Annotated in this window: 22 protein-coding genes; 11 read left to right on the forward strand and 11 right to left on the reverse strand. The window is 59.5% G+C overall.

The features are described from left to right. Nucleotides 1-40 precede the first annotated feature (40 nt). Complete coding sequence (locus QMX86_RS14490; protein WP_122601743.1) at nt 41-1,366, reverse strand: sigma-54 dependent transcriptional regulator; 1,326 nt, start codon at nt 1,364-1,366, stop codon at nt 41-43. 513 nt (nt 1,367-1,879) lie between these two features. On the opposite strand from QMX86_RS14490, the gene QMX86_RS14495 reads away from it, so the two are divergent. The 3 genes from QMX86_RS14495 (at nt 1,880) to nhaB (ending at nt 5,291) form a co-directional block, all read left to right on the forward strand. Then, complete coding sequence (locus QMX86_RS14495) at nt 1,880-2,146, forward strand: hypothetical protein (RefSeq protein WP_016774677.1); 267 nt, start codon at nt 1,880-1,882, stop codon at nt 2,144-2,146. Nucleotides 2,147-2,410: 264 nt separating this feature from the next. Further along, nucleotides 2,411-3,700: a hypothetical protein gene (locus QMX86_RS14500; protein ID WP_282383989.1), complete on the forward strand. Its 1,290-nt coding sequence runs from the start codon at nt 2,411-2,413 to the stop codon at nt 3,698-3,700. 88 nt (nt 3,701-3,788) lie between these two features. Then, nucleotides 3,789-5,291: a sodium/proton antiporter NhaB gene (gene nhaB / locus QMX86_RS14505; protein WP_122612227.1), complete on the forward strand. Its 1,503-nt coding sequence runs from the start codon at nt 3,789-3,791 to the stop codon at nt 5,289-5,291. A 126-nt stretch (nt 5,292-5,417) separates the two neighbouring features. On the opposite strand, the gene QMX86_RS14510 is transcribed toward nhaB, so the two are convergent. From QMX86_RS14510 to gnd, 3 genes are read right to left on the reverse strand one after another with little or no spacing between them, the layout of a single operon-like run. Continuing rightward, on the reverse strand, nt 5,418-6,239 hold the full coding sequence (locus QMX86_RS14510; RefSeq protein WP_130929902.1) for an HAD family hydrolase: 822 nt from the start codon (nt 6,237-6,239) through the stop codon (nt 5,418-5,420). Next, the gene (gene zwf, locus QMX86_RS14515; protein WP_122704360.1) at nt 6,236-7,759 is read right to left on the reverse strand and encodes a glucose-6-phosphate dehydrogenase; all 1,524 of its coding nucleotides are present in this window, start codon (nt 7,757-7,759) and stop codon (nt 6,236-6,238) included. The genes QMX86_RS14510 and zwf overlap by 4 nt, the downstream gene beginning before the upstream one ends. Continuing rightward, on the reverse strand, nt 7,756-8,736 hold the full coding sequence (gnd, locus tag QMX86_RS14520) for a phosphogluconate dehydrogenase (NAD(+)-dependent, decarboxylating) (protein ID WP_016774672.1): 981 nt from the start codon (nt 8,734-8,736) through the stop codon (nt 7,756-7,758). Before gnd ends, zwf begins: the two co-directional genes overlap by 4 nt. Before the next feature lie 275 nt (nt 8,737-9,011). Here gnd and QMX86_RS14525 point away from each other — a divergent pair, with 275 nt between their 5' ends. From QMX86_RS14525 to QMX86_RS14535, 3 genes are all read left to right on the forward strand, one after another. After that, nucleotides 9,012-9,194 (forward strand): DUF6026 family protein, encoded by a 183-nt coding sequence (locus QMX86_RS14525; RefSeq protein WP_016774671.1) that lies wholly within the window; start codon nt 9,012-9,014, stop codon nt 9,192-9,194. Between the two features lie 211 nt (nt 9,195-9,405). Further along, entirely contained in the window at nt 9,406-11,148 is a 1,743-nt protein-coding gene (locus QMX86_RS14530) for a phosphoethanolamine transferase CptA (RefSeq protein WP_282383988.1), read from the forward strand. A gap of 176 nt (nt 11,149-11,324) precedes the next feature. After that, nucleotides 11,325-11,534 carry a hypothetical protein gene (locus tag QMX86_RS14535; RefSeq protein WP_016774669.1) on the forward strand — a complete coding sequence of 70 codons (210 nt, stop codon included), beginning with the start codon at nt 11,325-11,327 and terminating at the stop codon, nt 11,532-11,534. A 115-nt stretch (nt 11,535-11,649) separates the two neighbouring features. Here QMX86_RS14535 and QMX86_RS14540 read toward each other — a convergent pair whose 3' ends face one another. From QMX86_RS14540 to zapE, 3 genes are all read right to left on the reverse strand, one after another. After that, nucleotides 11,650-12,147 carry a GNAT family N-acetyltransferase gene (locus tag QMX86_RS14540; protein ID WP_024012903.1) on the reverse strand — a complete coding sequence of 166 codons (498 nt, stop codon included), beginning with the start codon at nt 12,145-12,147 and terminating at the stop codon, nt 11,650-11,652. Between the two features lie 115 nt (nt 12,148-12,262). Then, the gene (locus QMX86_RS14545) at nt 12,263-12,844 is read right to left on the reverse strand and encodes a DinB family protein (protein ID WP_282383986.1); all 582 of its coding nucleotides are present in this window, start codon (nt 12,842-12,844) and stop codon (nt 12,263-12,265) included. Nucleotides 12,845-12,861: 17 nt separating this feature from the next. Then, entirely contained in the window at nt 12,862-13,980 is a 1,119-nt protein-coding gene (zapE, locus tag QMX86_RS14550) for a cell division protein ZapE (protein ID WP_273528252.1), read from the reverse strand. Between the two features lie 289 nt (nt 13,981-14,269). Between zapE and QMX86_RS14555 the strand changes: the two genes are divergently transcribed. Continuing rightward, nucleotides 14,270-15,736 carry a nucleobase:cation symporter-2 family protein gene (locus tag QMX86_RS14555; RefSeq protein ID WP_282383981.1) on the forward strand — a complete coding sequence of 489 codons (1,467 nt, stop codon included), beginning with the start codon at nt 14,270-14,272 and terminating at the stop codon, nt 15,734-15,736. A 65-nt stretch (nt 15,737-15,801) separates the two neighbouring features. Continuing rightward, on the forward strand, nt 15,802-16,275 hold the full coding sequence (locus QMX86_RS14560; protein WP_282383979.1) for an LEA type 2 family protein: 474 nt from the start codon (nt 15,802-15,804) through the stop codon (nt 16,273-16,275). A gap of 137 nt (nt 16,276-16,412) precedes the next feature. On the opposite strand, the gene QMX86_RS14565 is transcribed toward QMX86_RS14560, so the two are convergent. Beyond that, entirely contained in the window at nt 16,413-17,336 is a 924-nt protein-coding gene (locus tag QMX86_RS14565) for a carbon-nitrogen hydrolase family protein (RefSeq protein WP_110645240.1), read from the reverse strand. Nucleotides 17,337-17,420: 84 nt separating this feature from the next. On the opposite strand from QMX86_RS14565, the gene QMX86_RS14570 reads away from it, so the two are divergent. Continuing rightward, nucleotides 17,421-18,335, forward strand: a complete 915-nt coding sequence (locus QMX86_RS14570; protein WP_282383975.1) for a LysR substrate-binding domain-containing protein — start codon at nt 17,421-17,423, stop codon at nt 18,333-18,335. Between the two features lie 6 nt (nt 18,336-18,341). Here QMX86_RS14570 and QMX86_RS14575 read toward each other — a convergent pair whose 3' ends face one another. Then, nucleotides 18,342-18,596, reverse strand: coding sequence for a hypothetical protein (locus tag QMX86_RS14575; RefSeq protein ID WP_003224595.1), 255 nt, complete (start codon nt 18,594-18,596; stop codon nt 18,342-18,344). Between the two features lie 154 nt (nt 18,597-18,750). Here QMX86_RS14575 and QMX86_RS14580 point away from each other — a divergent pair, with 154 nt between their 5' ends. Further along, on the forward strand, nt 18,751-19,068 hold the full coding sequence (locus tag QMX86_RS14580; protein ID WP_024012897.1) for a DUF883 family protein: 318 nt from the start codon (nt 18,751-18,753) through the stop codon (nt 19,066-19,068). Nucleotides 19,069-19,127: 59 nt separating this feature from the next. Here QMX86_RS14580 and QMX86_RS14585 read toward each other — a convergent pair whose 3' ends face one another. Together QMX86_RS14585 and QMX86_RS14590 are read right to left on the reverse strand one after the other, a co-directional pair. Beyond that, nucleotides 19,128-20,156 carry an Ldh family oxidoreductase gene (locus tag QMX86_RS14585; protein ID WP_130929894.1) on the reverse strand — a complete coding sequence of 343 codons (1,029 nt, stop codon included), beginning with the start codon at nt 20,154-20,156 and terminating at the stop codon, nt 19,128-19,130. A gap of 278 nt (nt 20,157-20,434) precedes the next feature. Further along, nucleotides 20,435-20,857: a hypothetical protein gene (locus QMX86_RS14590; RefSeq protein WP_282383973.1), complete on the reverse strand. Its 423-nt coding sequence runs from the start codon at nt 20,855-20,857 to the stop codon at nt 20,435-20,437. Here QMX86_RS14590 and QMX86_RS14595 point away from each other — a divergent pair. Further along, nucleotides 20,840-25,231: a DUF6543 domain-containing protein gene (locus tag QMX86_RS14595; protein WP_282383971.1), complete on the forward strand. Its 4,392-nt coding sequence runs from the start codon at nt 20,840-20,842 to the stop codon at nt 25,229-25,231. The two genes, QMX86_RS14590 and QMX86_RS14595, sit on opposite strands and share 18 nt — an antisense overlap. The last annotated feature ends 61 nt before the right edge of the window (nt 25,232-25,292 follow it).

A 25,292-nucleotide genomic window follows, 5' to 3' on the forward strand; every position in this document is an offset into this window, starting at 1 on the left:
TATAGTTAAACTTTGATTACCGCACTTCAATTTCTTGCATTTACCTAATCTGATGCTTATGCAACAACCGATAAAAAGTAGGCCGCGAAACCCCTAAAACTTTCGCGGCCACACTCAAATTATCACTGTGCCGGTTCAACACATCACACAACGCCTGCCGTTCCGCCCGGGTTTTGTAATCCTCCAGCGTGCCCATCGGTGTGGCGATCGAATGCTGGCTGATCAACCCCAAATCCCGCGCCTCGATCTGGCGGCCCTCGGCCAACACCAACCCACGCCTGACCCGGTTAGCCAGCTCGCGCACATTGCCCGGCCAGTCGTGCTTGCCCATGGCAATCAGCGCGTCTTCGCTGAAGCTTCTTGGCCTGCGCCCGGTTTCGTGGCTGTAGAAGTGCGAAAAGTGGTTGGCCAGCATCGATAGATCGCCGTGGCGCTCGCGCAATGGCGCTGTGACCACTTGCAGGACGTTCAGCCGGTAATAAAGGTCTTCACGAAAGCGCTTCTTCTCGATTGCTGCTTCCAGGTCAACGTGGGTTGCTGCCAGCACGCGCACATCCACCGGTATCGGCTGACTGCCGCCAACCCGCTCGATGTGCTTCTCCTGGAGAAAGCGCAGCAGATTGGCCTGCAATTCCAGCGGCAGGTCGCCGATTTCATCGAGGAACAACGTGCCGCCATTCGCCGCTTCGATGCGTCCGACCTTGCGCTGGTGTGCGCCGGTGAACGCGCCTTTCTCGTGGCCGAACAATTCTGACTGGATCAAATGCTCGGGAATCGCCCCGCAGTTGATCGCTACAAACGGTTTGTTGTGACGCTGGGATTGTCGGTGCAGGGTGCGCGCGACCAGCTCTTTGCCGGTGCCGCTTTCGCCGCGAATCAGCACGGGCGATTCGGTCGGGGCAAGTTTGCTCAGCAGTTTGCGCAGTTCGCGGATCGGTTTGCTGTCGCCGAGCAGTTCGTGCTCTGGCTGATCGACATGAATCGTGCCCTGCCCGCGCAGGCGCGCCATGCCGAAGGCGCGGCCGAGGGTGACCTGTACGCGAGAGACGTCGAAGGGCAAGGTGTGGAAGTCGAAGAACCATTCACAAACGAAGTCACCGACGTTCTGTAAGCGCAGGACTTCCTGATTGAGCACAGCGATCCATTCAGTACCGCTGCGGCTGATCAGCTCTTTGACGGCTTCGGGTCGTTCCAGATGGAACGGCTGCAAACGCAGCAGGCCGACATCGCAAGCGCGGGAAGCAGCGTTTTCCAGATTACAACTGTCGACATCCCAGCCTATGGCGCGCAATCCGGGCAACAGGCGATGGCAGTCGTCGCAGGGATCGACCACCAGTAAACGTCTCGACGCAGGCGCTTCGCTCATGACTGTTCCTTGGCGCCAAATTTGATAAATGATCGAAAAAACAGTCATTTGGCAGACCCGGTTGTAACACTAGCAAGATTTTGACGGGGGCTTGTACCGATTGCTTATAGGGCGGGTATTAAAAGAGTTATAAGAAAGTTGGTTGTTAGTTAGCTATCGACTATTTGCGGGGAGTCAAAGAGCGGAACGTCACCCTAGCCCTCTCCCAAGGCAGAGGGAACTGACCGAGGTGTTTGCGCGGGGTACGCCGATCTGAAAGACCAAGCCGAACTCGAGTTTGAAAAAAGCCCACAACTCGGCCCCCTTTCCTTGGGGAGAGGGGGGAATTCAGCGCGGTGTTCGGACATGTGCAGGATTAACGGAACGAACTTACGTTATGTAAAGAACCTGAAATTTCTTTGTTTCATGTGTGACCCGCCCCCCGGTTGCGTGCATCAGTACAAGTAACCCGCCGCACGGTAAGCCCAACCGACGGCACATCACTTGATTGGGCGCGAATAGAGAGAAGACCCCATGACTGCCCCGCTGCGTATCAACGAAGCTCTTCTGATTGCCAACCACGCCTTCAAGCCTTTCCAGTGCGTGGCCTGGGCGCCACAAGACGGCAATGGCGAACTGAGCCTGACCGTCGTCGACCGCACCAACTCCCACATCGGTCGCAAACAGATCCCGAGCAGCGCCTACTCTGACCCGGCGCAACTCGAACAACTGCTGCAGCAGGCCCGCGCCGAGCTGAGCGAAGACGGCCACAAGTTGCAATCCTGGTCGATGCCACACTGATAACCGAACAAGGGCGGATGACGTTAAAGTCATCCGCCCTTGTTGTGTGCGTAGCCGAACAATTAACGTAGTTGCAGTGCCGTTTCATCCAAAGTACTTGGCTCGCTTGCGAGTGGTTCAACAAGACACTGTTCTGGCACAGTGCGACCGTCCTTCTGTTAGTACACCCAGTTGTACTTATCGCGTTTCGGGGATTGAATGTTTCGCTCGTGCAGTCAGCCGCCCAACCACTGGGTATCGGCTCAGGCACAAGGAGACGCGTGCATGTCCACCCTGAGCCCTTATGCGCTGCCTACTGCATGGACCGCCCCCGGTTCGCTCGACCCGGCATTCGCCATTGGCGGTGTTGCGCAGGTGTACTTTGCCGGCAGTTTGTCCAGCCAGACTCAACATGTCACGCTCGATGCACAGGGTCGGATTCTGGTCGCGGCCAAGGTCGGTACATCCAAGGGAAGCCGTTTTGGCCTGGCGCGGCTGCTGGCCGATGGGTCGGCGGATTTGTCGTTCGGCATTCAGGGCAGCGTGATCGGCAGCTTTGTCGAGGGTTTCGAAGCCAAGGCCGGCAAGGTTCAGGTGTTAGCCGACGGCAAGATTCTGCTGGCCGGCCTGCATTATGAAGATACCCGACGCACCCTGCCCGCCCTCGCCCTGTTCGATGCCAACGGCCAGCCAGACCGATTCTTCGGCGATGACGGTTTCCAGGTGGTGCGGCTGCCCGGCGAGCTGTCCATGGGCACCCGCGACAACTGGTTGCCGCCGGGCGTGCCGGGCGTCGAAGCCTGTGACTTTGTGGTGCAGGAAGACGGCCGTATTCTGCTGATCGCCAACCATCATTTCAGCCTTGCCGACCACGCCGGGATGCTGATTCGCCTGCATGCCGATGGCCGGCTCGACGAATCCTTCAATGGACGCGGATTCGTCGTGGTCCGCCACCTGCTGCTCAATACCTGGCTGAGTACGCTGCTGTTGAAGAAGGATGGGCGCGTCGTGGTCGCAGGCTCCATCGACTTTCCTCAGCAAGGCCTGCTGGCGGTGTACCGGCCCGATGGCAGCCTGGATGAGCGCTTCGCCGTCGATGGCTTCATGGCCTTCAAGGCCCACGGCAATAGCGCTCAGGTCAGCCAGATCATTGAATCCGACGACAGGCTTTATTGCTTCGGCAGCAGCCGCGATCCAATCCGCTGTTTGACGTTTGTCCTGCACGCCAACGGTCGACCGGATCTGCACTGTCATCATGGCCAACCACAGGTGGTGGACATCGGTCCCAGCGGATGCCAATGGAACGCCGCCCGGTTGATGAGCGATGGCCGCATCGTTGCCGTGGGCGCGACCATCGGCGGGGTTGAAGCCGACTTCATGGTCGCCCGTTATCAAGCTGACGGCAGTCTCGATCCAGCGTTCGGCCAGGGCCACGGTTGGTTGCGCACGCGACTGGGGCGAAGTCTCGATACAGCCAATTCTCTGGCCGTACAAACTGACGGCGCAATTGTGGTTGGTGGCTATTCGCTGGATGGCAACTACCGGGCAATGGTTGCGCGTTATCTGAATCCATAGAGCATTCAACAGGATCGAGATTATCGGCGACTTGATCTTCCTTGAAACATCCGGCAACTTTCGCGCTTCTAAATAAAAGGAGCAGCCGATGTCCGGTTCAATCGCCCAGGCGTTCGCGCACAACTTCCTCGGGCAATCGCCACGCTGGTACAAGGCGACCATCGTCGGTTTTCTCATTCTCAACGCCGTGGTGCTATTCACCATCGGCCCGGTCGCCGCAGGCTGGTTGCTGGTGATCGAATTCATCTTCACCCTGGCCATGGCGCTCAAGTGTTATCCGTTGATGCCCGGCGGCCTGCTGTTGATTGAAGCGTTGCTGTTGAAGATGACCACGCCGCAAGCGCTCTACGATGAGTTGCTGCACAACTTTCCGGTGATCCTGCTGCTGATGTTCATGGTTGCCGGCATCTACTTCATGAAAGATCTGCTGCTGTTTCTCTTCTCGCGGCTCCTGTTGGGCGTGCGTTCAAAAGCCATTCTGGCGCTGATGTTCTGCTTCTTGTCGGCATTTCTTTCGGCGTTTCTTGATGCGTTGACCGTGACGGCGGTGATCATCAGTGCGGCTGTCGGCTTCTACTCGGTGTATCACCGGGTCGCGTCGGGCAACGATCCACGTAAGGACAGCGAATTCGGTGACGATGAGCATTTACCGTCGCGACACCATGAGGACCTGAATCAATTCCGCGCTTTCCTGCGCAGCCTGTTGATGCACGGCGCGGTCGGCACAGCGCTCGGTGGCGTCTGCACCTTGGTCGGTGAGCCGCAGAACCTGTTGATTGGCCATGAGATGGGCTGGCATTTCGGCGAGTTCTTCCAGAAGGTAGCCCCGGTGTCGCTGCCGGTACTGGTGGCGGGTCTGGTCACTTGCGTGCTGCTGGAGAAGCTGCGCTGGTTCGGGTACGGCACACTGCTGCCGGACAACGTCCGCGCCGTGTTGGCCAACTACGCTGCCGAGGACAACGCCAAACGCACGCCTCGTCAGACGGCGGCGCTGCTGGTGCAAGGCGCGGCGGCGCTGATTCTGATTGGTTGCCTGGCGTTTCACCTGGCTGAAGTCGGCCTGATCGGTTTGATGGTGATTGTGTTGATCACTGCATTTACCGGCATCACCGACGAGCATCGCCTGGGCAGCGCATTCAAGGACGCCATGCCGTTTACCGCGCTGCTGGTGGTATTTTTTGCCGTGGTGGCAGTCATTCACGATCAGCATCTGTTCGTCCCACTCATCGAGTGGGTCTTGGCGTTGCCGATGGATCAACAGCCGGGCATGTTGTTCATCGCCAATGGCCTGCTCTCGGCGATCAGCGACAACGTATTTGTCGCGACCATTTACATCACTGAGGTGAAACAGGCTTTTCTTGCCGGGCACATGACTCGCGAGCACTTCGAAACGTTGGCGATTGCGATCAACACCGGCACCAATCTGCCGAGTGTGGCGACACCGAATGGTCAGGCAGCGTTTCTGTTCCTGCTGACCTCGGCGATCGCGCCGCTGGTACGTCTGTCGTACGGGCGCATGGTGTGGATGGCGGTGCCGTATACCGTGGTGATGGGACTGCTGGGCTGGTATGCGGTGAGCTATTGGCTATAACGACTAGCGATGTGTAGGAGCTGCCGAAGGCTGCGATCTTTTGATTGGGACGCAGAGCGTCCCGGGCTGCATTCCCACGCAGAGCGTGGGAACGATCAAACACCGCAAAACCCATGTAGGAGTGGATCAGCGCGGGAGGATGTACTGCTCGATCGCCAAAGCCACGCCGTCTGCGGTGTTGGCAGCGGTGACGACATCCGCCTGACGCTTCACCGCCTCTTCCGCCTGCCCCATGGCAATCGACAAGCCGGCGCATTTGAACATCGCCGGGTCGTTGCCGCCGTCGCCGATGACAGCGGTTTGCTCCAGCGGCACGCCGAGGTATTCGGCAATGGTTGTCAGCGCGGTGCCTTTGTTGGCCTCAAGCGCAGTGACGTCCAGATACACCGGCTGCGAGCGCGACACTTGCGCCATGCCGTTGACCTTGGGCAACAGCTGCGCCTCCAGCTCAATCAGCAACTCAGTGTTGTTGCTGGTGGCAACGATCTTGTCGATGCGCTCCAGATACGGTTCGAAACTCTCGACCACCACCGGCGGATAGCCGAGGCCGCTCTGTTCACGTGGGACCATCGGCCCGTGCGGGTCCTTGAGCAGCCAGTCGCCGCCACTGAACACCCAGATTTCCACCTCCGGTTGATCGGCAAACTGCGCCAGAGCAATCAGCGCGGTCGTGGCCGGCAGATAATGCGCGGCCAACAGTGTGCCGTCCGGTTTGACGATGGTGCCGCCATTGAACGCCGCTGTCGGCAAATCAACGCCCAGCGCCTCGATCTGCTGCAACATGGCTTTCGGCGGGCGGCCGCTGGCGAGGCTGAACAGCACGCCGGCATCGCGCAGCGAGCGCACAGCTTCGATGGTGCGTTGGTTCAGCGTGTGATCCGGCAGCAACAGTGTGCCGTCCATGTCGCTGAGCAGAAAACGTATCGGTTGTTTCGACAAATCACTCATCCCAGGCTGTGCCAGACGCGACCATCGCGAGTCAGCAGATCTTCGGCGGCTTGCGGGCCATCTTCGCCGGCCGCATACGTCTCGACGCTCGCATCCTGCTGCCAGGCATCAAGGAAAGGCTGCACCGCTCGCCAACCGTTCTCAATGTTGTCGGCACGCTGGAACAGCGTCTGATCGCCGGTCAGGCAGTCGTAGATCAAGGTTTCGTAGCCAGTCGACGGCTGCATCTCGAAGAAATCCTTATACGCAAAACCCAGCTCGATATTAGCCATGTTCAGCGCCGGCCCCGGGCGCTTGGCCAGCAGGTCGAACCACATGCCTTCGTTTGGCTGGATCTGTATACGCAGGTAAGTCGGCTGCAACTCGTCGACTTCGGTGTCGCGGAACTGTGCGTACGGCGCCGGTTTGAAACAGATGACGATCTCGGTGTCGCGCACGCTCATGCGCTTGCCGGTGCGCAGATAGAACGGCACGCCGACCCAGCGCCAGTTATCGATCATCACCTTGAGCGCCACGTAGGTTTCCGTGGTGCTGTCGGGCGAGACGTTGGCTTCTTCGCGATAACCCTTCAATGGCTGGTCATCGCGCTTGCCGGCGCTGTACTGGCCGCGCACCGAGTTGGCCCGGGCTTCCTCCGTCGACCAGGGACGAATCGCCCCGACCACTTTGGCTTTCTCGCCGCGCACCGCGTCAGCGCCGAAAGCAGCCGGCGGTTCCATGGCGACCATGGCCAGCAACTGGAACAGGTGATTGGGCACCATGTCGCGCAGTGCGCCGGTGTGTTCGTAAAAACTGCCACGGGTTTCCACGCCGACGGTTTCCGCCGCAGTGATCTGCACGTGGTCGATGTAATGGTTGTTCCAGAACGCTTCGAACAGGCTGTTGGAGAACCGGCTGACCAGGATGTTCTGCACGGTTTCCTTGCCCAGGTAATGGTCGATCCGGTAGATCTGCTTTTCGCTCATGACCTTGAGCAGGCAAGCGTTCAAGGCTTCGGCAGTGTGCAGATCGGAGCCGAACGGCTTCTCGATCACCACCCTTCTGAACGCTTCGGGCGTTTCTTCAAGCAAACCGGCGCTGCCGAGACGGCGCACCACTTCACTGAAGAAGCGCGGCGCGGTGGCCAGGTAGAACACCGCATTGCCAGTGCCGCTGTCGGCGATTTTCGCCGCCAGGGCTGAATAAGTGCTGTCGTCGAGGAAATCGCCCTGGACGTAGCTGATGCCCTTGGCGAGCTTGGCCCACAAGGCCGGATCAAGCATCTGATCGCCCTTGCCGACCTTCGCTGCCACTTCGGTACGGATGAAGTCTTCGAGCTTTTGCGCGAAGGCTTCATCGGTAATGGCGTTGTGATCAACGCCGACGATCCGCAGATTCTCGTCGAGCAGGCCGTCGCGACTGAGGTTGTACAGCGCCGGCATGAGCAAGCGCTTGACCAGGTCGCCGTGGGCACCGAACAGGAACAGCGTGGTCGGTGGTGCGGGTTCTGCCTTGGATTTTCTGCGGATCGTACGGGTCATTTCTTGGCAATCTCCACGTGGCCGCCGAAGCCGAAGCGTTGTGCCGACAGGATTTTGTCACCGAAGGTGCCCTGCCCGCGCGAGCGGTAACGGGAGAAAAGCGAATTGGACAGCACCGGTACCGGCACCGCTTGCTCCATGGCCGCCTCGATGGTCCATTGGCCTTCGCCACTGTCGGCGACCGAGCCGGAGAAGCCGTCAAGCTTCGGATCGCTGGCCAGCGCATCGGCAGTCAGGTCCAGCAGCCACGACGAAACCACGCTGCCACGACGCCAGACTTCAGCGATATCAGCCACGTTCAGATCAAATCGCTGATCTTCCGGCAGGCGTTCGCTGGATTTGGTCTTGAGGATGTCGAAGCCCTCGGCGAACGCGGCCATCATGCCGTACTCGATGCCGTTGTGGATCATCTTCACGAAGTGCCCGGCACCGGCGGGACCGGCGTGGATGTAGCCGTGCTCGGCACGGTGGTCATCGGACTTGCGGTCCTTGGTACGCGGGATGTCGCCCATGCCCGGTGCCAGTGCGGCGAACAGCGGATCCAGACGTTTGACCGTCTCGGCGTCGCCGCCAATCATCATGCAATAACCGCGTTCCAGGCCCCAGACGCCGCCGGAGGTGCCGACGTCGATGTAGTGCAGGCCCTTCTCGTTCAGCGTCTTGGCGCGACGAATGTCGTCCTTGTAGTTGGTGTTGCCGCCGTCGATGATCGTATCGCCGGGCTCAAGCAGTTCGCTCAGGGTGTTGATGGTGTCTTCGGTCGGTGCGCCCGCCGGCAGCATGACCCAGACCGCGCGCGGCTTGTCGAGGCCGGCAACCAGTGCTGGCAAGTCGGCGACGCCAGTGGAGCCCTCGGCGACCAGGTTATCGATGAAAGCGGTATTGCGGTCGTAAACAACGGTGGTGTGCCCGTTGAGCATCAGACGTCGCGCAATATTGCCGCCCATGCGGCCCAGTCCAATAATCCCGAGTTGCATGTGCTGATGCTCCTTACTACAAATAAATGTGTGTCATTGGTTATAGCCCAACGCGACTGATGGAGGTTAGTCCAGAGCGTTGCGATGAAGTTTCCGGGCATTGTGCCCGATCCAGAGTGATAACGCCCCGAATCCTGCCGAAGACACACCGACCATGAAAAATAAAAAAGTTCCCTTCCAGGGCAAAAGAAATCAAAATTGGCGCCGATAGTAAGTCAAGCGCCTCAAAACGAGGAGTGACTTACAGTTGATGCACGCCATTTGCGAGGTGAGCAATGGGCACAGTACATACAGCAATGCCGCCACAAACCCTCTACGTTACGATCCGTCGCGATGAATTGCGCCAGTTGAAAGACGAGCGCGACCAGTTGAAGCACGAATTGGCGCAATTGCGCGCACTGACCCAGGGCTCGCAGCCGCAACCGCGTCCGGTTGTGCAGCGCGCACCCCACGCCTGATCCTCGCCTGCTTCGGGAACGGCCCTCGTCGTTCCCGACACGTTGCACCTCTGACCGCTTGATACACACCAACAGCGGCGCTTAACAAATCTTTCACAAGCCCTTGGGGATACTTCGCCCCATTCTGGCCGTGCCTGCGTGTACGGCCTCTGTTCGTCGGTGTCATGGAAGCGTTTCCGGCGTGGGTCTGATGATTGAGCTGGAGCGCTGAATGGCATTGTTCAAACGCAGCAAAACGACTGCGACCGGTTTCGACTGGGCCGGATTCATCTGGTTGTTCGTCTTCTTCTGGTACTTCTCGGGCATCACTCAACTGCTGATCCAGCTGACCGGCACGTCTGGTTTCACAGGATTCCGTCAGGCGTTCGTGATGAGTGCACTGTGGCTGGCGCCGATGCTGCTGTTCCCCAAACAGACGCGTCTGCTTGCGGCAATCATCGGTGTGGTGCTGTGGGCCTGCTCGATGGCCAGCCTGGGTTACTTCTTCATTTATCAGCAGGAATTCTCGCAGAGCGTCATCTTCATCATGTTCGAGTCGAACGTGTCGGAAGCCGGCGAGTACATGACCCAGTATTTTGCCTGGTGGATGATCCCGGCGTTCCTCGCCCATACCGCGTTCGCTTACTTTTTATGGACGCGTCTGCGCCCGGTTTACATGCCGCGTGGTCGCGCGCTGGTAGCGGCGACGGCGATTGTCATCGCCGTGGCCGGTTATCCGCTGATCAAACAAACCATGCGCATGGGCAATTTCGCTGAAGGCTTCGAGAAATTCGAAACCCGCATCGAGCCTGCCGTGCCGTGGCAGATGGCTGTGGCGTATCACCGCTATCTGGAAACGCTGGGGGACATGCAAGGCATGCTCGACAGCGCGAGCAAGATCCCGCCGCTGAAAAACCTCAAGGACGCCTCGGCCGGGCAACCGGCGACGCTGGTGCTGGTCATCGGTGAATCGACCAACCGCCAGCGCATGAGCCTCTACGGTTATCCGCGCAACACCACGCCGGAACTGGACAAACTCAAGGATCAACTGGCGATCTTCGACAACGTCATCACCCCGCGCCCGTACACCATCGAAGCGCTGCAGCAAGTGCTGACCTTCGCCGACGAGCAGAACCCCGACCTGTACCTGTCGACGCCATCGCTGGTCAGCGTGATGAAACAGGCTGGTTACAAGACGTTCTGGATCACCAACCAGCAGACCATGACCAAGCGCAACACCATGCTCACGACCTTCTCCGAACAGGCTGACGAGCAGGTGTACCTGAACAACAACCGCAACCAGAACTCGGCGCAATACGATGGCGACGTCATTGAGCCGTTCAACAAGGCGCTGGCCGATGCGGCGCCGCGCAAGCTGATCGTCGTGCATCTGCTCGGCACGCACATGAGCTACCAGTACCGTTATCCGCCGACGTTCGATAAGTTCAAGGATCGCCAGGGCGTTCCGGCTGGCGTGCGTGACGATCAGGTACCGACTTACAACAGCTATGACAATGCCGTGCTGTACAACGACTTCGTAGTCTCGAGCCTGATCAAGGACTACGCCAAAACCGACCCGAATGGCTTCCTGCTGTACCTGTCCGACCACGGTGAAGATGTCTTCGACTCGGCCGGCCACGGCACGCTGGGCCGCAACGAAAACAAACCGACCGCGCCGATGTACACCATCCCGTTCATGGCCTGGGCCTCGCCAAAGTGGAAGGAAAACCATGACTGGAACTTCGCCGGCGACCTCAGCCGCCCGTACAGCAGCTCACAGCTCATTCATACCTGGGCGGACTTGGCCGGGTTGAGCTCCGATGAACTGGATCGCAGTAAAAGCCTGGTCAGCGACAGCTTCGTAGCGCGCAAGCTGCTGATTGGCGACCCGTACCAGGCACCGCGGCGGGCGTTGATTGACTTCAGTTTGATGAAGCCAAAGCACCCGGATCCGGCGGAAGTAGCGCAGAAGTAAAACGACAAAGGGCCGAGAAGGCCCTTTTTTGTGCCTATCGACCGCGTCGTTTCTGTAATACGCCGCAATATTTGCGCTGAACCAGCGTTAACCCATTGTTAATGGCCGCGACGCAGACTTCTTTCGCGGTCTGCTTCACGGACGAACCGACTCCCACTTGTTCAGTAGGAGGCACCATGAAAACCACTACCTTCATTCTCACCACCCTGCTCGCCCTCGGTTCCACCAGCGCCTTCGCTGAAGGCGGTGCCGAACGCATGCGTTATTACTACGACAACTTCCCGGTCCAGCACGCGCAAGGCGAGCAAAAGGCCGACGCCAGTGCGAAAGAAATTCGCGTCCCTGCTGACCAGACGGCGCAGGTGACCGAGTCTTATCGCGACTGAGCTTCACCGAGCAACCGATGGACCTTCCGTGGCTCCGCTCTGGCCCGGGAGATGACAGTTCAGGCGCCCTGATCGGGGCGCCTTTTTTATGTTGGTGATTTGCGGTGAGGCGCCTTCAGGCCTGCAAGTCCTTTATCCAGAACAGCATCCGCCCGTGATCCGGATTGAACATCCCCGGTGCAAAGCCGAATTTGCGATACGAACCCTGCGCCACCGCATTGCCTTCCAGCACTTCCAGGGTGATCTTGCAGCAACCGCGCTGACGGGCGATTTCTTCTACCTTCTGCAGCATTTTCTGACTGAGCCCCAAGCCGCGAAATTTACCGACCACGGCGACGTCGTGGACGTTGACCAGCGGTTTGCAAGCGAAGGTCGAGAAGCCTTCGAAACAGTTGACCAGCCCGGCCGGTTCGCCGCCGACGAAGGCCAGCACGCTGAAGGCATGCGGGCGGCGGGCGAGTTCTTCGGGCAGGCGTTGCAGCAGTTCGGGCGCGATCGGATGACCGCCGCCCATGGGATCTTCGGCGTAGTGGTTGAGCACGATGCCGATGGCTTCGGCGTGCACCGGGTTGCTGTAGCTGGCCTGAAGTACGAGTATTTCTGCGGAATCCATTTCCATCCCCGATCAAGCAAAGAGCCCCGGCGCGCAAGGTGCTTGCTGGAAGGCTTTTGGACATTAGCTTGGGTGAGGTGGAGTGAGCAACTTGAAAAGCTGCGATCTTTCGCGGTCAGTGGCCCCAGATAAGCTCTTCAGTCCAGCCCAGTTCGGCGAAGTCTTCGGCGCGCAATGCGCTTTCCCCTGCACAGAAAAACTCATCCAGTTGCGGTGGCTTTACCGCCGTGCCACTGAGCATGGCGTGCACCTGGCCGCGATGATGGATCTGGTGCTCGAACAGGTGCGAGAGCATGCGCAGTCGGCTGTCATGTTGCGGTTCGTCGCGAGCGATAGTGACGATTCTTGGCAGATCGGCATCGCGCAGTTGCTCGCAATAGGCGATCAGCCGGCGATCGACGCGGCCCTGTTCGGCACGCAGCGTTGCGGCATCGGTAAATGGCTCGTCCTGATTAAAGAATACGTAGCAATCCGGGTGCGGCTCGTCCCCGCGCAATTCGCGCTCCAGCGCGTCGACGTAGAACCAGTCGCAAGTGAGGATGTGATTAAGCGTGAGGCGGATGCCGGGGAAGAAGCTCACCCGTAGCTCCGCCAGTTCAGTGGCATCGAGCTGGGTCCAGGCCTTGGCCAGGCGATGATTGGCCCAGGCATTCTGGTAGGCCATGGTCAGCAAATGATGGGACAGCGGTTGACTCATGTCGGTGCCCTCTTCTTTCAGGCTTCAGCGAAGCGCTGCAACTGCATCTCCTGCAAACGGCTGAGGGTGCGGCGGAACGGGAATTCCAGATAACCCTCGGTGTACAGCGCATCCATTGGCACGCGTGCTTCTACATAGAGCGGCACTTTGCGGTCGTAGCATTCGTCGACCAGCGCGATAAAGCGGCGAACGCCGTCGTCATGCACCGACAACTGCGGCAACTCGCGATCACCGGCCACTACGCGCTCAGCGCCGTCTTCGGTACCGCGTGCAATACGTCCTTCGCGTTTTTGTGCGCTGAGGTTCGGTACTTCGCTCAACAGAATAGCCCGGTAGCGATCGCACAGGGCAATGAAGTCCATAGCGGCGAAAGGTTGTTCGCACAAATCGCTGTAGCGGCACCACAGCACGGATTCGCTGGCTTGCACCACGTTGAGTGTGCGGTGGCCCACGGCCACTGGCTCCTCGCTGACAGTCTCATCTGCAGCCAGCGATTTGAACACGGCCTCCAGTGCACTCGGTAAAACATCCGCGCGAACAAAATAACGCTGCTCGATCGTCCCCGGATGCAAGCGATGATCCTCGGCGCCATTCACCGCGACCACGGTCATATGCGCCTTGATCGCCGCAATCGCCGGCGTGAAACGGTCGCGGTTGAAGCCGTCCGCGTACAGAAAATCGGGCGGCAGATTGGAGGTGCAGACGATCACCACACCTTCATCGAACATCACCTGAAACAGCCGGCCGAGAATGATCGCGTCGCCGATGTCATTGACGAACAGCTCATCGAAGCACAGCACGCGCACTTCGCCGGCCAGCTCTTTGGCCAAAGCGCGCAACGGATCGGCGATGCCACTGAGTTGAAACGAACGCTGATGCACCCAGCCCATGAAGTGATGAAAGTGTTGACGCCGCGCCGGCACCCGCAAGCTCTGATAGAACTGATCCATCAGCCAGGTCTTGCCGCGCCCGACCGGCCCCCACAGGTACACGCCGCCGACCGAGCGGGCGCCGGCGTGCAAGGCTTCATGGCATTTTTGCAAGGCCCAGACCGCGTGCTCCTGGGCTTCATCCTGGATGAATCCCTTGTGGTCGACTGCGTATTGCCAGGCACTGAGGGGGGAGTCGAAAGTCATGCGCGGGAGTATGCCACGGGCGCTTTTCCATTGCTGGTCGAGGCACGCTTGATCATTCCCGCGCTCTGCGTGGGGATGCCTCAAGGGACGCTCCGCGTTCCAGCTCTGGAAGGGACGCGGAGCGTCCCGGGCTGCATTCCCATGCGGAGCATGGGAACGATCAGAACAAGGGAGAGGCAGTAAAACCTGACCTTTCAGGCAGTTATTGCTCGTTGCCCTCGCCGCCCTCTTCCGGCATTCTGCGCACCCATTTTCTGACCCGGCCCCGCCTTGCGGCGCGCACCTCATCATGACCGCCTCTGACAAAACCCCGCGCAACAACGACCTGATCTACGGCCTCAACGACCGTCCGCACCTGACCGCCACGGTCTTCGCCGCGTTGCAGCACGTGTTGGCCAGCTTCGTCGGCATCATCACCCCGACCCTGATCATGGGCGGCGCCCTCGGTCTGCACAGTGAAATCCCCTACCTGATCAGCATGGCGCTGTTCGTCTCCGGCCTCGGCACCTTTGTCCAGGCCAAGCGATTCGGCCCGGTGGGTTCCGGTCTGCTCTGCCTGCAAGGCACCAGTTTCTCCTTCATCAGTGTGATTCTCAGCGCCGGGTTCATGGTCAAGGCGCGTGGCGGTAGCACTGACGAAATCCTCTCGACGATCTTCGGCGTGTGCTTTTTCGCCGCGTTCATCGAAGTGGTGCTCAGCCAGTTCATCGGCAAGCTGCGCATGCTGATCACGCCGGTGGTGACCGGCACGATCATCACGCTGATGGGCCTGTCGCTGATCAAAGTGGCGATGACCGACATCGCCGGCGGCTTCGGCGCGCCTGACCTGGGCGCGGCCAGTCACGTATTTCTCGCGGCGCTGGTGATCGGCACCATCGTTGTGCTGAACCGTGTCGACGTGCCGTTTCTGCGTCTGGGCGCGATCGTCATTGGCCTGACCCTCGGCTACGTAGTGGCATGGCTGATGGGCACGGTGGACTTCGCTTCGATGCCCGAGGTGCCGCTGGTCAGCGTGCCGGTGCCGTTCAAGTACGGTTTCAACTTCGATTGGGTGGCGTTCGTGCCGGTGGCGGTGATTTTCCTCGTGTCGCCACTGGAAGCGGCCGGTGATCTGACCGCCAACTCGATGATCTCGCGGCAACCGGTGAAAGGCCCGCTGTACATCCGTCGCATCAAATCCGGCCTGCTCGCCGATGGTCTCAACTCGGCCATCGCGGCAGTGTTCAACAGCATGCCGATGGTGACCTTTGCGCAGAACAACGGCGTGATCCAGTTGACTGGTGTGGCCAGCCGCTACGTGGCTTTCTTCATCGCCGGTCTGCTGGTGTTGCTCGGTTTGTTCCCGATGATCGGCGCGGTGCTGCAACTTATGCCGAAACCGGTGCTGGGTGGCGCCGAACTGGTGATGTTCGGCACCGTCGCCGTGGCCGGAATCAAGATCCTCGCCGAAGCCGGTCTGCATCGGCGCAACATGCTGATCGTGGCGATTTCCCTCGGCATGGGCCTCGGCATCGCCGCCGTACCGGAAGTCCTGCGCGAACTGCCGCAAGCGCTGCGCAATATCTTCGAATCGCCGATCACCGTTGGCGCGTTGTGCGCTATCGTGCTGAACATCTTCCTGCCCGAGGAATTCATCGAGCTGGAAGAAGACGACTTCGACCCGGAAGCTTCGATCCTGCAGGTCATGGAAAACCCCGACGTCGCCGCCAAAGGTGAACCCGGCCAAGCGGCGGCTGTCGCACAGTTGAACCGCTGACGTCGCGCCTCGAAAACAAGGGCTGCACCGGCGACGGTTCAGCCCTTTTTTGTCGAGAGATTTTTATGCGCCGCGTCCACGCCGTCATCCTGTCGCTTCTGCTGTTGTCGCTCAGCGCCTGCGCACTGTTTCCCAATCGCGACCCGGTGAACATCAACGTGGTCGGCCTCGAACCCTTGCCCAGCCAGGAACTGGAAGTGCGCTTCGCGATCAAGCTGCGCGTACAGAACCCCAATGAAACGGCGATCGATTACAACGGCATCGCCCTGGATCTGGAGGTCAATGGTCATTCGCTGGCTTCGGGTGTGAGCGATCAGAGCGGCTCGATCCCGCGTTTCTCTGAAGCCATTGTCACGGTACCGGTCAGCGTCTCGGCGTTCTCGTTCCTGCGCCAGACATTGGGCCTGAGCCAGACGCAAAGCCTCGATAACCTGCCCTACGTACTGCGCGGCAAACTGGCGGGCGGGTTGTTTGGCACGATGCGCTTTATCGACAGCGGCAAGTTGAGCCTGCCCAAGGCGAGTGCGGCGACTTGGTAAAAAGTTTTCTGATCGGGCACCGATCCCTGTGGGAGCTGGCTTGCCAGCGATAGCGGTGCATCTGCCAAAAAGATGTCGACTGACATGGCCCCATCGCTGGCAAGCCAGCTCCCACAGGTTCAAAACAAATATCAAGGTCAAGTGTTGAACCGCACCCCCGGCTTCGCACGTTCATCAACGGTCAACTCGAACACATCCGGCCGCGCATAGTGGCCGACCACATCGTAGTCATACCGCGCGCGGATCAGTTCATCGGTGTCGATCTGCGCCGTAAGCAAGCCCGCTTCCCCGCGCAACGGCCCCGCCAGCACATCGCCCATCGGTCCGACGATCACGCTGCCACCGGCAATCAACGGTCGATCACTCGGCCAGTTGGCAATCTCCACCCCCAAGGCATTCGGCGAGGCCTGCACCTGACAGGCGCTGACCACGAAGCAGCGGCCTTCGTGGGCGATGTGGCGCATGCTGACCTGCCACATTTCGCGCTCGTCCACGGTCGGCGCGCACCAGACCTCAACACCCTTGGCATACATCGCCGTGCGCAGCAGCGGCATCATGTTTTCCCAGCACACCACGGCGCCAAGCTTGCCGACCTGGGTGTCAAACACCGGCAAAGTCGAGCCGTCACCCTTACCCCAGATCAGTCGCTCGGTGCCGGTGGGCATGAGCTTGCGGTGTTTGCCGAGCAGCCCGGCCTGCGGATCGAAATACAGCACCGTGCAATACAACGTGCTGCCGGCGCGCTCGATCACGCCGATCACCAGATTGGCCCCGGTGCGCGCTGACAATCCGGCCAAGGCGTCGGTTTCGGCGCCAGGCACATCAATGGCGTTGGCAAAGTACCGCGCGAAGGCCTCGCGCCCCTCGGGCAGTCTGTAGCCCAATTGGGTGCCGAAGCCCTCGCCTTTCGGGTAGCCACCGAGCAGGGCTTCCGGCATCACCACCAACGCGGCGCCGGATTCGCGGATTGCGTCTTCCCAGCTCAGGATCTGTTCAAGGGTTTCGCCTTTGCCGCCGGGCAATGCACCGATCTGCAACGCCGCGACTATGGATTTGGCCATGGTATTTACTCCATCAGGTTCAGGTGTTGCCGATTCTCCGGCGTCACGCGATCATGAATAAAGCCCTGCCCACTGCTGAATGATATGAGCCAAATGAATATCGCCGACATTGACCTCAACCTGCTGAAAGTTTTCGAAGCGCTGCACGACGAATCCAGTGCCAGCCGCGCCGCCCTGCGCCTGGGCGTAACGCAATCGGCAGTCAGCGCGGCATTGCGCCGCTTGCGTGAGGTGTATGGCGATCAGTTGTTCGTGCGCACCGGGCGCGGTCTGGCGCCGACCCTGCAAGCCAATCAGCTGAAACCGGTGATCAGCGATGCCCTGAACAAATGCCGGCAAAGTCTGGCCATGCTTGATCCAGCGGCCAATCAGTACGAGGGGCGCTCGGTGGCGATTGGTCTGTCAGATGATTTTGAAATTGCCTACGGCCGCCGCCTGATCGAGGAAATCGCCCGCCGTGCGCCGAAGCTGCGGTTGATATTTCGCCAGACCCACAGCCAGATCGTTGCCCGCGCGCTGATGGAACGCAGCATCGACCTGGCGATCACTGCCGGCGGCTTTTCCGAGCGCCTGCTCAGCCGTCAGGTGTTGGGCGAAGGTGGCTATGCGTGTCTGGTCGACCCGGCCAGTCTCGCGCCAGGCCAACAGCAGATCGCGTTGCAGGAGTTCGTTGAACGCGAGCACATTCTGGTGTCGTCGGGCGGCTTTATCGGCATCACCGATGAAGGATTGGCGGCAGTGGGTTTGAGCCGCCGAGTCTGCGCGTCGACCACGCATTTTGCTGCACTGCCCTTTCTGCTCAAGGGCAGTCAGGCAGTGGCGACGATCCCGGCCCATGCCGCCGCAAGCATCGCGGCGCTGAGCGGGCTGGCGTTGCTGCCCTGCCCTCTGGCGTTACCACGCTATCCGGTGGAACTGGGCTGGCGCACCAGCACGCAGATCGATCCGGTGCTGGTCAAGGTTCGCGAGGCGATTGCTGCCACGTTCAGCCAGGCGTGAAGCGGATTATTTGTTCGCCGCCATCAGGCGATTGACTTCACTGCGCACCATGTTGGCGAACTCCGGCGGCGACATGCCGTCCAGCTCGGCGCGGACCCACTCGGCCCATTTGCCCTTGCGCTTGGAGCGCTCCCCAAAAAGGCGCGCGGCTTCGCCTTTGGCTTTGCCCAGATTGTTCTGCCAGAGTTCGAACAGACGGGATTTCTCATCTTCCAGCGCTGCGCGCTCTGCGAGGGATTTGTCGGCCAGATTGAAACTCATGGGGATTTATCCTGCTGCGTAAAATGGCGACATCTTACACGCTCGACACAAATCTCCGGTGCAGGTTTTTCCCTTGTCCGCGAATGACATGCAACTTTTCGCCTGCCGCTACACTCCATTGGTCACTGTCCATTCACCTGCAAGGAGTCACCCAATGGCCCGTAAAACCGCCTCGCAAGCTGCCGAAGAGCAAATCAAGGATCAAGCTTTCAGCGAGCTTCAGGCTCTGATCGAAGAATCGGACAAACTGCTCAAGAGCAGCGCTTCACTGGTAGGCGAAGAAGCAGAAACGCTGCGCGCACAAATCGCCCAGAAGCTGCAGCTGGCACTGGATTCGGTGTCCAGCGTGCGCGACCGCACCAAACCCGCTGTTGAAGCCACCGAGAACTACATCGGTGGCCATCCTTGGCAAACCGTGGCGGTCTCCGCCGGTTTCGGCCTGGTGGTGGGACTGCTGCTCGGCCGCCGCTGAGTTCCAGCGCCACAAAAAAAGCGAGCCTTGGGGCTCGCTTTTTTATGCCTTGTGCAAACTCAGTCCCCCGCCAACTCCCGCAACTGCCCCAGCGTCTGTTCATCCAGCGTGATGCCCTGCGCTAATGAGCGGGCACGCTGCAAATGCCGCCGATCCCCCGGCAAACGCTTGAGCCCGACCCCGTGCATCTGCCGTACCAGTTCCTCGCTGCGTTGGGCAAAGCTCTGCCCCGCCGCTTTGCTCGGGTCGATGACGATCAACAGCTGGCCGGTCCATGGCGTCTTCGCGCCAGGATGGTTGGACCAGTCAAACTCGAATGAGAAATTGCCGCCGGTCAATGCCGCCGCCAGCAACTCGACCATCATCGACAGCGCCGAGCCTTTATGCCCGCCGAACGGCAACAACGCGCCGCCTTCGAGAATCGCCTTGGGGTCCTGGGTCGGTTGGCCGAGGCTGTCGACCCCCATGCCGACCGGGAGTTTTTCACCTTTGCGCGCGGCGATCTGCACATCGCCATGGGCGATGGCGCTGGTGGCAAGGTCGAACACAATCGGCGCGGCGTTGGCTCTTGGTGCGGCGAAGGCAATCGGATTGGTGCCGAACAATGGCCGATCAGCGCCATGGGGCACCACGCAGGTCATGCTATTGACCACGCTCAGCGCGACCAGACCTTCGTCGGCGAAGGGCTCGACATCCGGCCACAAAGCAGCGAAATGATGCGAGTTGCGGATCGCGAGCACCGCGATCCCGGCATGACGCGCCTTCTCGATCAGCAGCGGTCGGGCCGCTGCCAACGCTGGCTGGGCAAAACCGTTGCCAGCGTCAACCCGGACAAACCCCGGCGCGACGTCTTCAACCTGGGGCACCGCATGGCCATTGACCCAACCACTTTTCAGCGTCGAGACATAACCGGGGATGCGAAACACGCCATGACTGTGAGCGCCGTCGCGTTCGGCGTTGGCGCAGTTGGCGGCCAGCACCCGGGCGACGTCGCTGGAAGTGCCGTGGCGCAGAAAAATCGTTTCAAGCAGTTGCGTCAGTGCCTCGAGGGACACTGTGGACGAGCCATGATCGTGTAGCGCAGACATCTGAAGCTCCAGAATGATTATTGGAGGGAACAACAGCGTACGGTCGAATTTGCCCACCGATTAACCGCGCCCGAGCTGCCAGCTGTCAACCCTTCGATTGATCGGCATCCGCTGGCGCGCCCAGATGCACATTTCACGGTCAGCGTGTGCGGTAACTATCTACCGCAAGTGCTCCAGTCTGCGCATCTACTGTTGAGTTCCAGCCCGATGGCGCCCCGTTCAGAGTTGCAATGATGTCCACCCCGACTGCCCCGCTGTTGTTTCCAGTGATATTCGATTCACCCGGCCTGCATGCTGCCCTGGGTCCGGCACACGGTCTCAACAGCAAAGACTTCGACTGGCTCGCCCATGCGCAACTGGCGACGCAATCGCTGCGCAACAAGCAAACCCCACCGATGCTGGCCGAACGCATCCTGCTCAACGCCGAAAAGCAACAGGCCGTGCCGCTGGCGGGCAGCTTCATGCTCAGCGCAGGGCCGGATGACAACGGCGTGTTTCTCTATACGCCCTACGATGGCCTGAAAAAATTCGCTGACCGCCAAGCACTGACGGACGCCCTGCAGACACGCCTCGACAATGCCGGGGAAGCTGATGATCTGCTGGCTTTCCTCTCGGTTTCGCTGCGCAAGGAACTGGTGGAAAAACGCGGGATTACCCTGACCTGCGAAACCATCGAAGGTGATGTGTTCGAGGACCAACAAGCGGCTATCGGCGAATCCCTGGAGAGGTGCGCCCGTGACCTGCTGGACGAGCTCAAACGCCTGCCATCCCTTGCAACGCTGCTGGAAAAGATTCTCGACGAACTGCTCGAAGCGCATTTTGGCACCGTGCAACAGTCGCTTACCCGGGTCGGTTTCTATTCGGTGACTTCTTCGGATGGGAAACAGTGGGTCGACTCGCTGTCGCTGACTGAAGCGCTGTTGGTGCACTTTCACCGTCAGGGCTGGCCCCACGGTCAGGCCGTAGAATTCACCCATCCCGCCCGTTCGATAAGCGAAGACGATCAGTCGGCCTGGACCAATGCGATCAAGTCGGCATCGGGAAAACTGACCATGCTGTTGTTTCGACAGCTTGAGGTGTTTTGGAACGGCGCCTCATTCGAAGGCTCGCCCAGACGTACTTTCTTCAGCCAGACGCTACAGGATCAAGCGCGAGCCGATCTGATGATCAAGCGCGAAACGCAGATCCTCACTGCCAGCGAATTCGACGCCCTGCACTGTCTGGTCCGTGAGCCAAGCGTTGCAGTGCGGCGGCCAACGTTCGAAACCGTGTGCCTGAGCGAAGAGACAGCCTGTGTCGAGCTGGCCGGTTCGCTGATGATCAATCATGACAAGGCTTATCTCTATACGCCCAGCCAGGGCCTGCAGGTACTCACCGACTACGCCGACCTCAAACAGACACTGACCGCCAAACTGCGAGCTGCCGGGCACGAAGATGAGCTGTACGGGCTGATGAACCTGCAAGAGCGCAATCGCTACCTTGGCTTCACTAACGCACAGGTATCCGGGGAAAACATTGGCGGTGAGATCATGACGACGCTGTTCGAGACCATCATCACCAAACAACGCCAGAACATTGAATTCGTGTTGCAGCGCTTTCGTCAGAGCAAACGCACCACCGATATCCATGCACTCTTTGATAAGGCATTGGATATCCGCTCGATGATTCATGAACGATTGCTCAAGCTCGATCTCAATCAGCGCTGGAGTACCCGTCCGTTATTCACCAGCACTCCGCCATCGTCACTCGTGCAAGCGGACAAGGCTGCGCAGCAGGCGACGAGTCTGGGACGGACGCTGGATAATCTGACCAGCCACTTCAAAGACCAGCCGACCGGCCACGGCGGCGAACAGCGGGTCTTTCTCGAGGGCATTCTCTGGAAGCTGGCGCAGGCGTTCGAAGATGGCCTGCGCGGTGAGGCGTACCTGCGCAGTCTCAGCGGGTCATGGCTGGAGGCGGAGCGAAAGATCGTCGACACCGTGTTCGATGCCACGCATCCGACACGCAGGGAGCGCCAGTCACTCAATGGTTTTCGCCCCGATGCCTGGTCGCTCACCCTCACCTGTGCCGAGTTCAAAGGTGCGCTGCCGCTCGCTCACTGCGTGCTCCTGACCGAGCGCGGCGGCATGGATGACAAGCATTCCGGACGCGCCATCCTGTGGACACCGGCCACGGGGCTGGAACAGTTCGAGAATATCGCCGTCGCGCAGAAGCAATTGCAACAACGCCTGGATGACAACAACCAGAGTCGCACGCTGCTGGAAAATCTGCCAAGAGCTCAACGTCGACTGGACCAGCAATACACCCTGGGCAGTTTTCAATTGATTGAAGACCGGGTTTCCAGTAATCGCATGCAATCGGGCATTGAACACTTCCTGGCCGATTCAGAAGAGCTGCGCGTTTGTATCAAGGACCAGGACAGGTTGCAGACTTACCTTGAGCAAATGAAAAGCGCGGTGATCGATACCAATCTGCGCCGCGCCGTTGACCTTGCACGAACCCTTGCCAGTCATCTGGATTATCCCGACTGGTTGCGCATGGCCTCGGCGACCGAGCAGCGCACGCAACTGGCGTTGCTGGATGAAATGCGCCGCGCGTTCATCGACGGCAAGGATTTCCTCGATGAGGCCCCGGCCCTGGCCACTCATATCGAGCAGACACTCAAGACACTGCTCGATGCGCGATTTCCAGGCAACGGCCTCAAGCCACAGGACATCCGGATCACCCCCAACCTGACACTGGCCGGCCCTGCCTGTGACTTGCTGGAGTTTAGCTTGCATCACTACAACGTCGTGCAGGACAGCGGTTTCAAAGTGGCATCGACAACAGCGACGGCACTACCGAAGGATTTTGGCCAGTCCGCCGTACGGCAACTGCTGCAATCTCTCGACGTTGCCACTACCTACACCGCGAAAGTGACGGAAGCGCTGACAGCTGATAGCGCCTCAGCACGCCTCAGCAAAGAACGATTCTTGCGCCAGCTGCCCTGGCAATTGATGCAGCACGCCCACTCGATGAAGTTGCAACAGCAACTCTCCGATACCGGCTACGACTATATCTGCCAGGTCCTCGATATGCCGGACGGGATAGCGCGGGCGATGGTCGACGGTGCTCACGCCATCGCTTGTCCGCTATCGTTGATCAAGACTTCGGGCGCTGATTGCGTAGACGCGCTCGGACTGTATGTCTTCGGTCCGGGCGCAGGGCAAACAGGTCCCCGGGTCCTTTATGCGCCTTACTCAAGATGGGTATTTCGCGAGTTCGAGAACGAAGCGCAGTTGATCGAGGCACTCAATACCCCCGGCCACTTTCAGGACTTGCTCATCCGGCGTCTGCCTGACGCGCAGCAGGCCGTATTCAAGAGCCTGCTGAAAACAACGATCGGCAAAAACAGTGAAATCACCCTTCATGACTCCCCCATAAAGGGCAACGTGCTCGAGCGGTTGCACAAAGACACCCTGAGTCTTCTGCCACAAATGCTGCGCAGTCAGCCACAGATCAATGCCCAGGCAGATTGGGAAGCAGTGAAGTTTCTGTTCAGCCACGGCGTCCGCCTGGTGCCGCACGTGTTGCCGGGCAAACTCGCCTGCGGATTTTTCCTTTGGCGCAGCTATCAGGATTTCAAGGCTTCCGCTGAAGGCCTGCAGGATCACCACTGGGCGAACGCCCTGAAAAGCTTCATTGCAGGGGCGATTACCCTCTTCAGCCTGGGACGTCTGTCCTGGGAAAGCGAGGCAGAAACGCTCAGTACCGAATTCGCCGCAGAGGCGCACGCACCTGAGGGTACAGCCACGACGGTGCAAGCAGCCTCTCGCTGGGCAAAAGTGTCACCGGCAACGCCCGCCCGCGTGGATCTGCAGCCCTTCGAAAGCAGCACGGCGCTGGAAAGCCTCAAGCTCGATGCCAATAAGCTGGTCTATGGCGATTCGTCGACGACGCAGAAATACGCCGCCATTGCCGGCAAGGTGTATCCGACGGTCCAGGTCGAAAAGACCTGGTATTTGCGCAAAAAAGACGGCAGCCAGGGGCCGGCACTCGAGGAGAAAAACTCCCGTCTGGTCGTCGCAAGCACCAGCCAGCAGGTGTATCGCTGCCGGTCAAAAAAACGTGACCCTGTGCAACACGAAGTCGAGGAAAACCGTTCCGTAGAAATGTATATCCAGGCCAGAGGCATGGCCCAGATCAACCGTCGCTATCCGGCCAGGGCGTTCGTGATACAGCAAGCGGTAAATCGTGCAAGAGAATACGCAGTCAATTGTCTGCATAACTACGTTACGCAGCGCGACAACCTTACGGGCACGCGGTTAGAGACGGTTTTAAAGGAGTTCTTCGAGGTGTCGGTGATAACGCCCACGCTGCTCAGGAAATTCGAGAAGGTGATCATTCCTGTTTGCCGAGAACTGACGAACCCGAAAGACGATCTGCTCTACACCGAACGCTTTTTTACTGGTCTGAACGGGCCTGGCAGCGGCAATACCGTGGCATTCGTTTTCAAACAGGACAAACGAAAAATCATTCATCTCACTGAACTGTTTTTCAACCCGGGACTGGATAAATACACTGCGCATTTGCCTCCTCGGTTCAATGTTGATTCCCATGCCCGCGCTGTAACGCTGATCCATGAGCTCTCGCATCTGGTTTGCGACAGCGACGATCTTGTCGCCGTGCAGGCCATGGCGCCTTATCTGGACCTCATCGATACGAGGACGACCCCGGGCAAACATGCCAAGGAATCTATTGAACGTCATCGCAGCTTATTGTCGCGCTACGGCAAGCACTTGTTTGCGGTGAAGACCGGCAAACAGGTCTGGACCGACCTCGACAAAATGCCGGCGCATGCCGGCAATTACCAAAAAATCCTCAGCCTTACCAACACCACAAACCTTGCAGATGCACGCCTGGCGTTTTGCCGCCCTGATTCTGCAGATGCAAGGATTGACGTCATGCTCGCCAACGCCGATTCGATCGCATTGCTCATCAGTGAACTGGGCCGCCAGCTCGACCCGCTTCCCGCCCCTCCATCGTCAGCGGCGCCGGGCTCGGATCAGGCAGGATCCTCGCAAGCGCTGCCGTGAAGACAAAAAAATGCGCTGACGTCGCGCCAGCGCATTGCTCAACACAAGAATCAGGGGTGCT

This window comes from Pseudomonas sp. PS01270 (assembly GCF_029959775.1).
GTDB classification, from domain to species: Bacteria; Pseudomonadota; Gammaproteobacteria; order Pseudomonadales; family Pseudomonadaceae; genus Aquipseudomonas; species Aquipseudomonas atacamensis.

Coding starts and splice junctions, on each gene's coding strand:
- QMX86_RS14575 (WP_003224595.1), bottom strand. CDS start 18,596: ATGAGTTTCAATCTGGCCGACAAATCCCTCGCAGAGCGCGCAGCGCTG.
- QMX86_RS14560 (WP_282383979.1), top strand. CDS start 15,802: ATGCGCCGCGTCCACGCCGTCATCCTGTCGCTTCTGCTGTTGTCGCTC.
- QMX86_RS14580 (WP_024012897.1), top strand. CDS start 18,751: ATGGCCCGTAAAACCGCCTCGCAAGCTGCCGAAGAGCAAATCAAGGAT.
- QMX86_RS14525 (WP_016774671.1), top strand. CDS start 9,012: ATGGGCACAGTACATACAGCAATGCCGCCACAAACCCTCTACGTTACG.
- QMX86_RS14545 (WP_282383986.1), bottom strand. CDS start 12,844: ATGAGTCAACCGCTGTCCCATCATTTGCTGACCATGGCCTACCAGAAT.
- QMX86_RS14535 (WP_016774669.1), top strand. CDS start 11,325: ATGAAAACCACTACCTTCATTCTCACCACCCTGCTCGCCCTCGGTTCC.
- QMX86_RS14570 (WP_282383975.1), top strand. CDS start 17,421: ATGAGCCAAATGAATATCGCCGACATTGACCTCAACCTGCTGAAAGTT.
- QMX86_RS14495 (WP_016774677.1), top strand. CDS start 1,880: ATGACTGCCCCGCTGCGTATCAACGAAGCTCTTCTGATTGCCAACCAC.
- QMX86_RS14530 (WP_282383988.1), top strand. CDS start 9,406: ATGGCATTGTTCAAACGCAGCAAAACGACTGCGACCGGTTTCGACTGG.
- zwf (WP_122704360.1), bottom strand. CDS start 7,759: ATGACCCGTACGATCCGCAGAAAATCCAAGGCAGAACCCGCACCACCG.
- QMX86_RS14555 (WP_282383981.1), top strand. CDS start 14,270: ATGACCGCCTCTGACAAAACCCCGCGCAACAACGACCTGATCTACGGC.
- QMX86_RS14565 (WP_110645240.1), bottom strand. CDS start 17,336: ATGGCCAAATCCATAGTCGCGGCGTTGCAGATCGGTGCATTGCCCGGC.
- QMX86_RS14585 (WP_130929894.1), bottom strand. CDS start 20,156: ATGTCTGCGCTACACGATCATGGCTCGTCCACAGTGTCCCTCGAGGCA.
- QMX86_RS14500 (WP_282383989.1), top strand. CDS start 2,411: ATGTCCACCCTGAGCCCTTATGCGCTGCCTACTGCATGGACCGCCCCC.
- QMX86_RS14510 (WP_130929902.1), bottom strand. CDS start 6,239: ATGAGTGATTTGTCGAAACAACCGATACGTTTTCTGCTCAGCGACATG.
- nhaB (WP_122612227.1), top strand. CDS start 3,789: ATGTCCGGTTCAATCGCCCAGGCGTTCGCGCACAACTTCCTCGGGCAA.
- QMX86_RS14490 (WP_122601743.1), bottom strand. CDS start 1,366: ATGAGCGAAGCGCCTGCGTCGAGACGTTTACTGGTGGTCGATCCCTGC.
- gnd (WP_016774672.1), bottom strand. CDS start 8,736: ATGCAACTCGGGATTATTGGACTGGGCCGCATGGGCGGCAATATTGCG.
- QMX86_RS14540 (WP_024012903.1), bottom strand. CDS start 12,147: ATGGATTCCGCAGAAATACTCGTACTTCAGGCCAGCTACAGCAACCCG.
- zapE (WP_273528252.1), bottom strand. CDS start 13,980: ATGACTTTCGACTCCCCCCTCAGTGCCTGGCAATACGCAGTCGACCAC.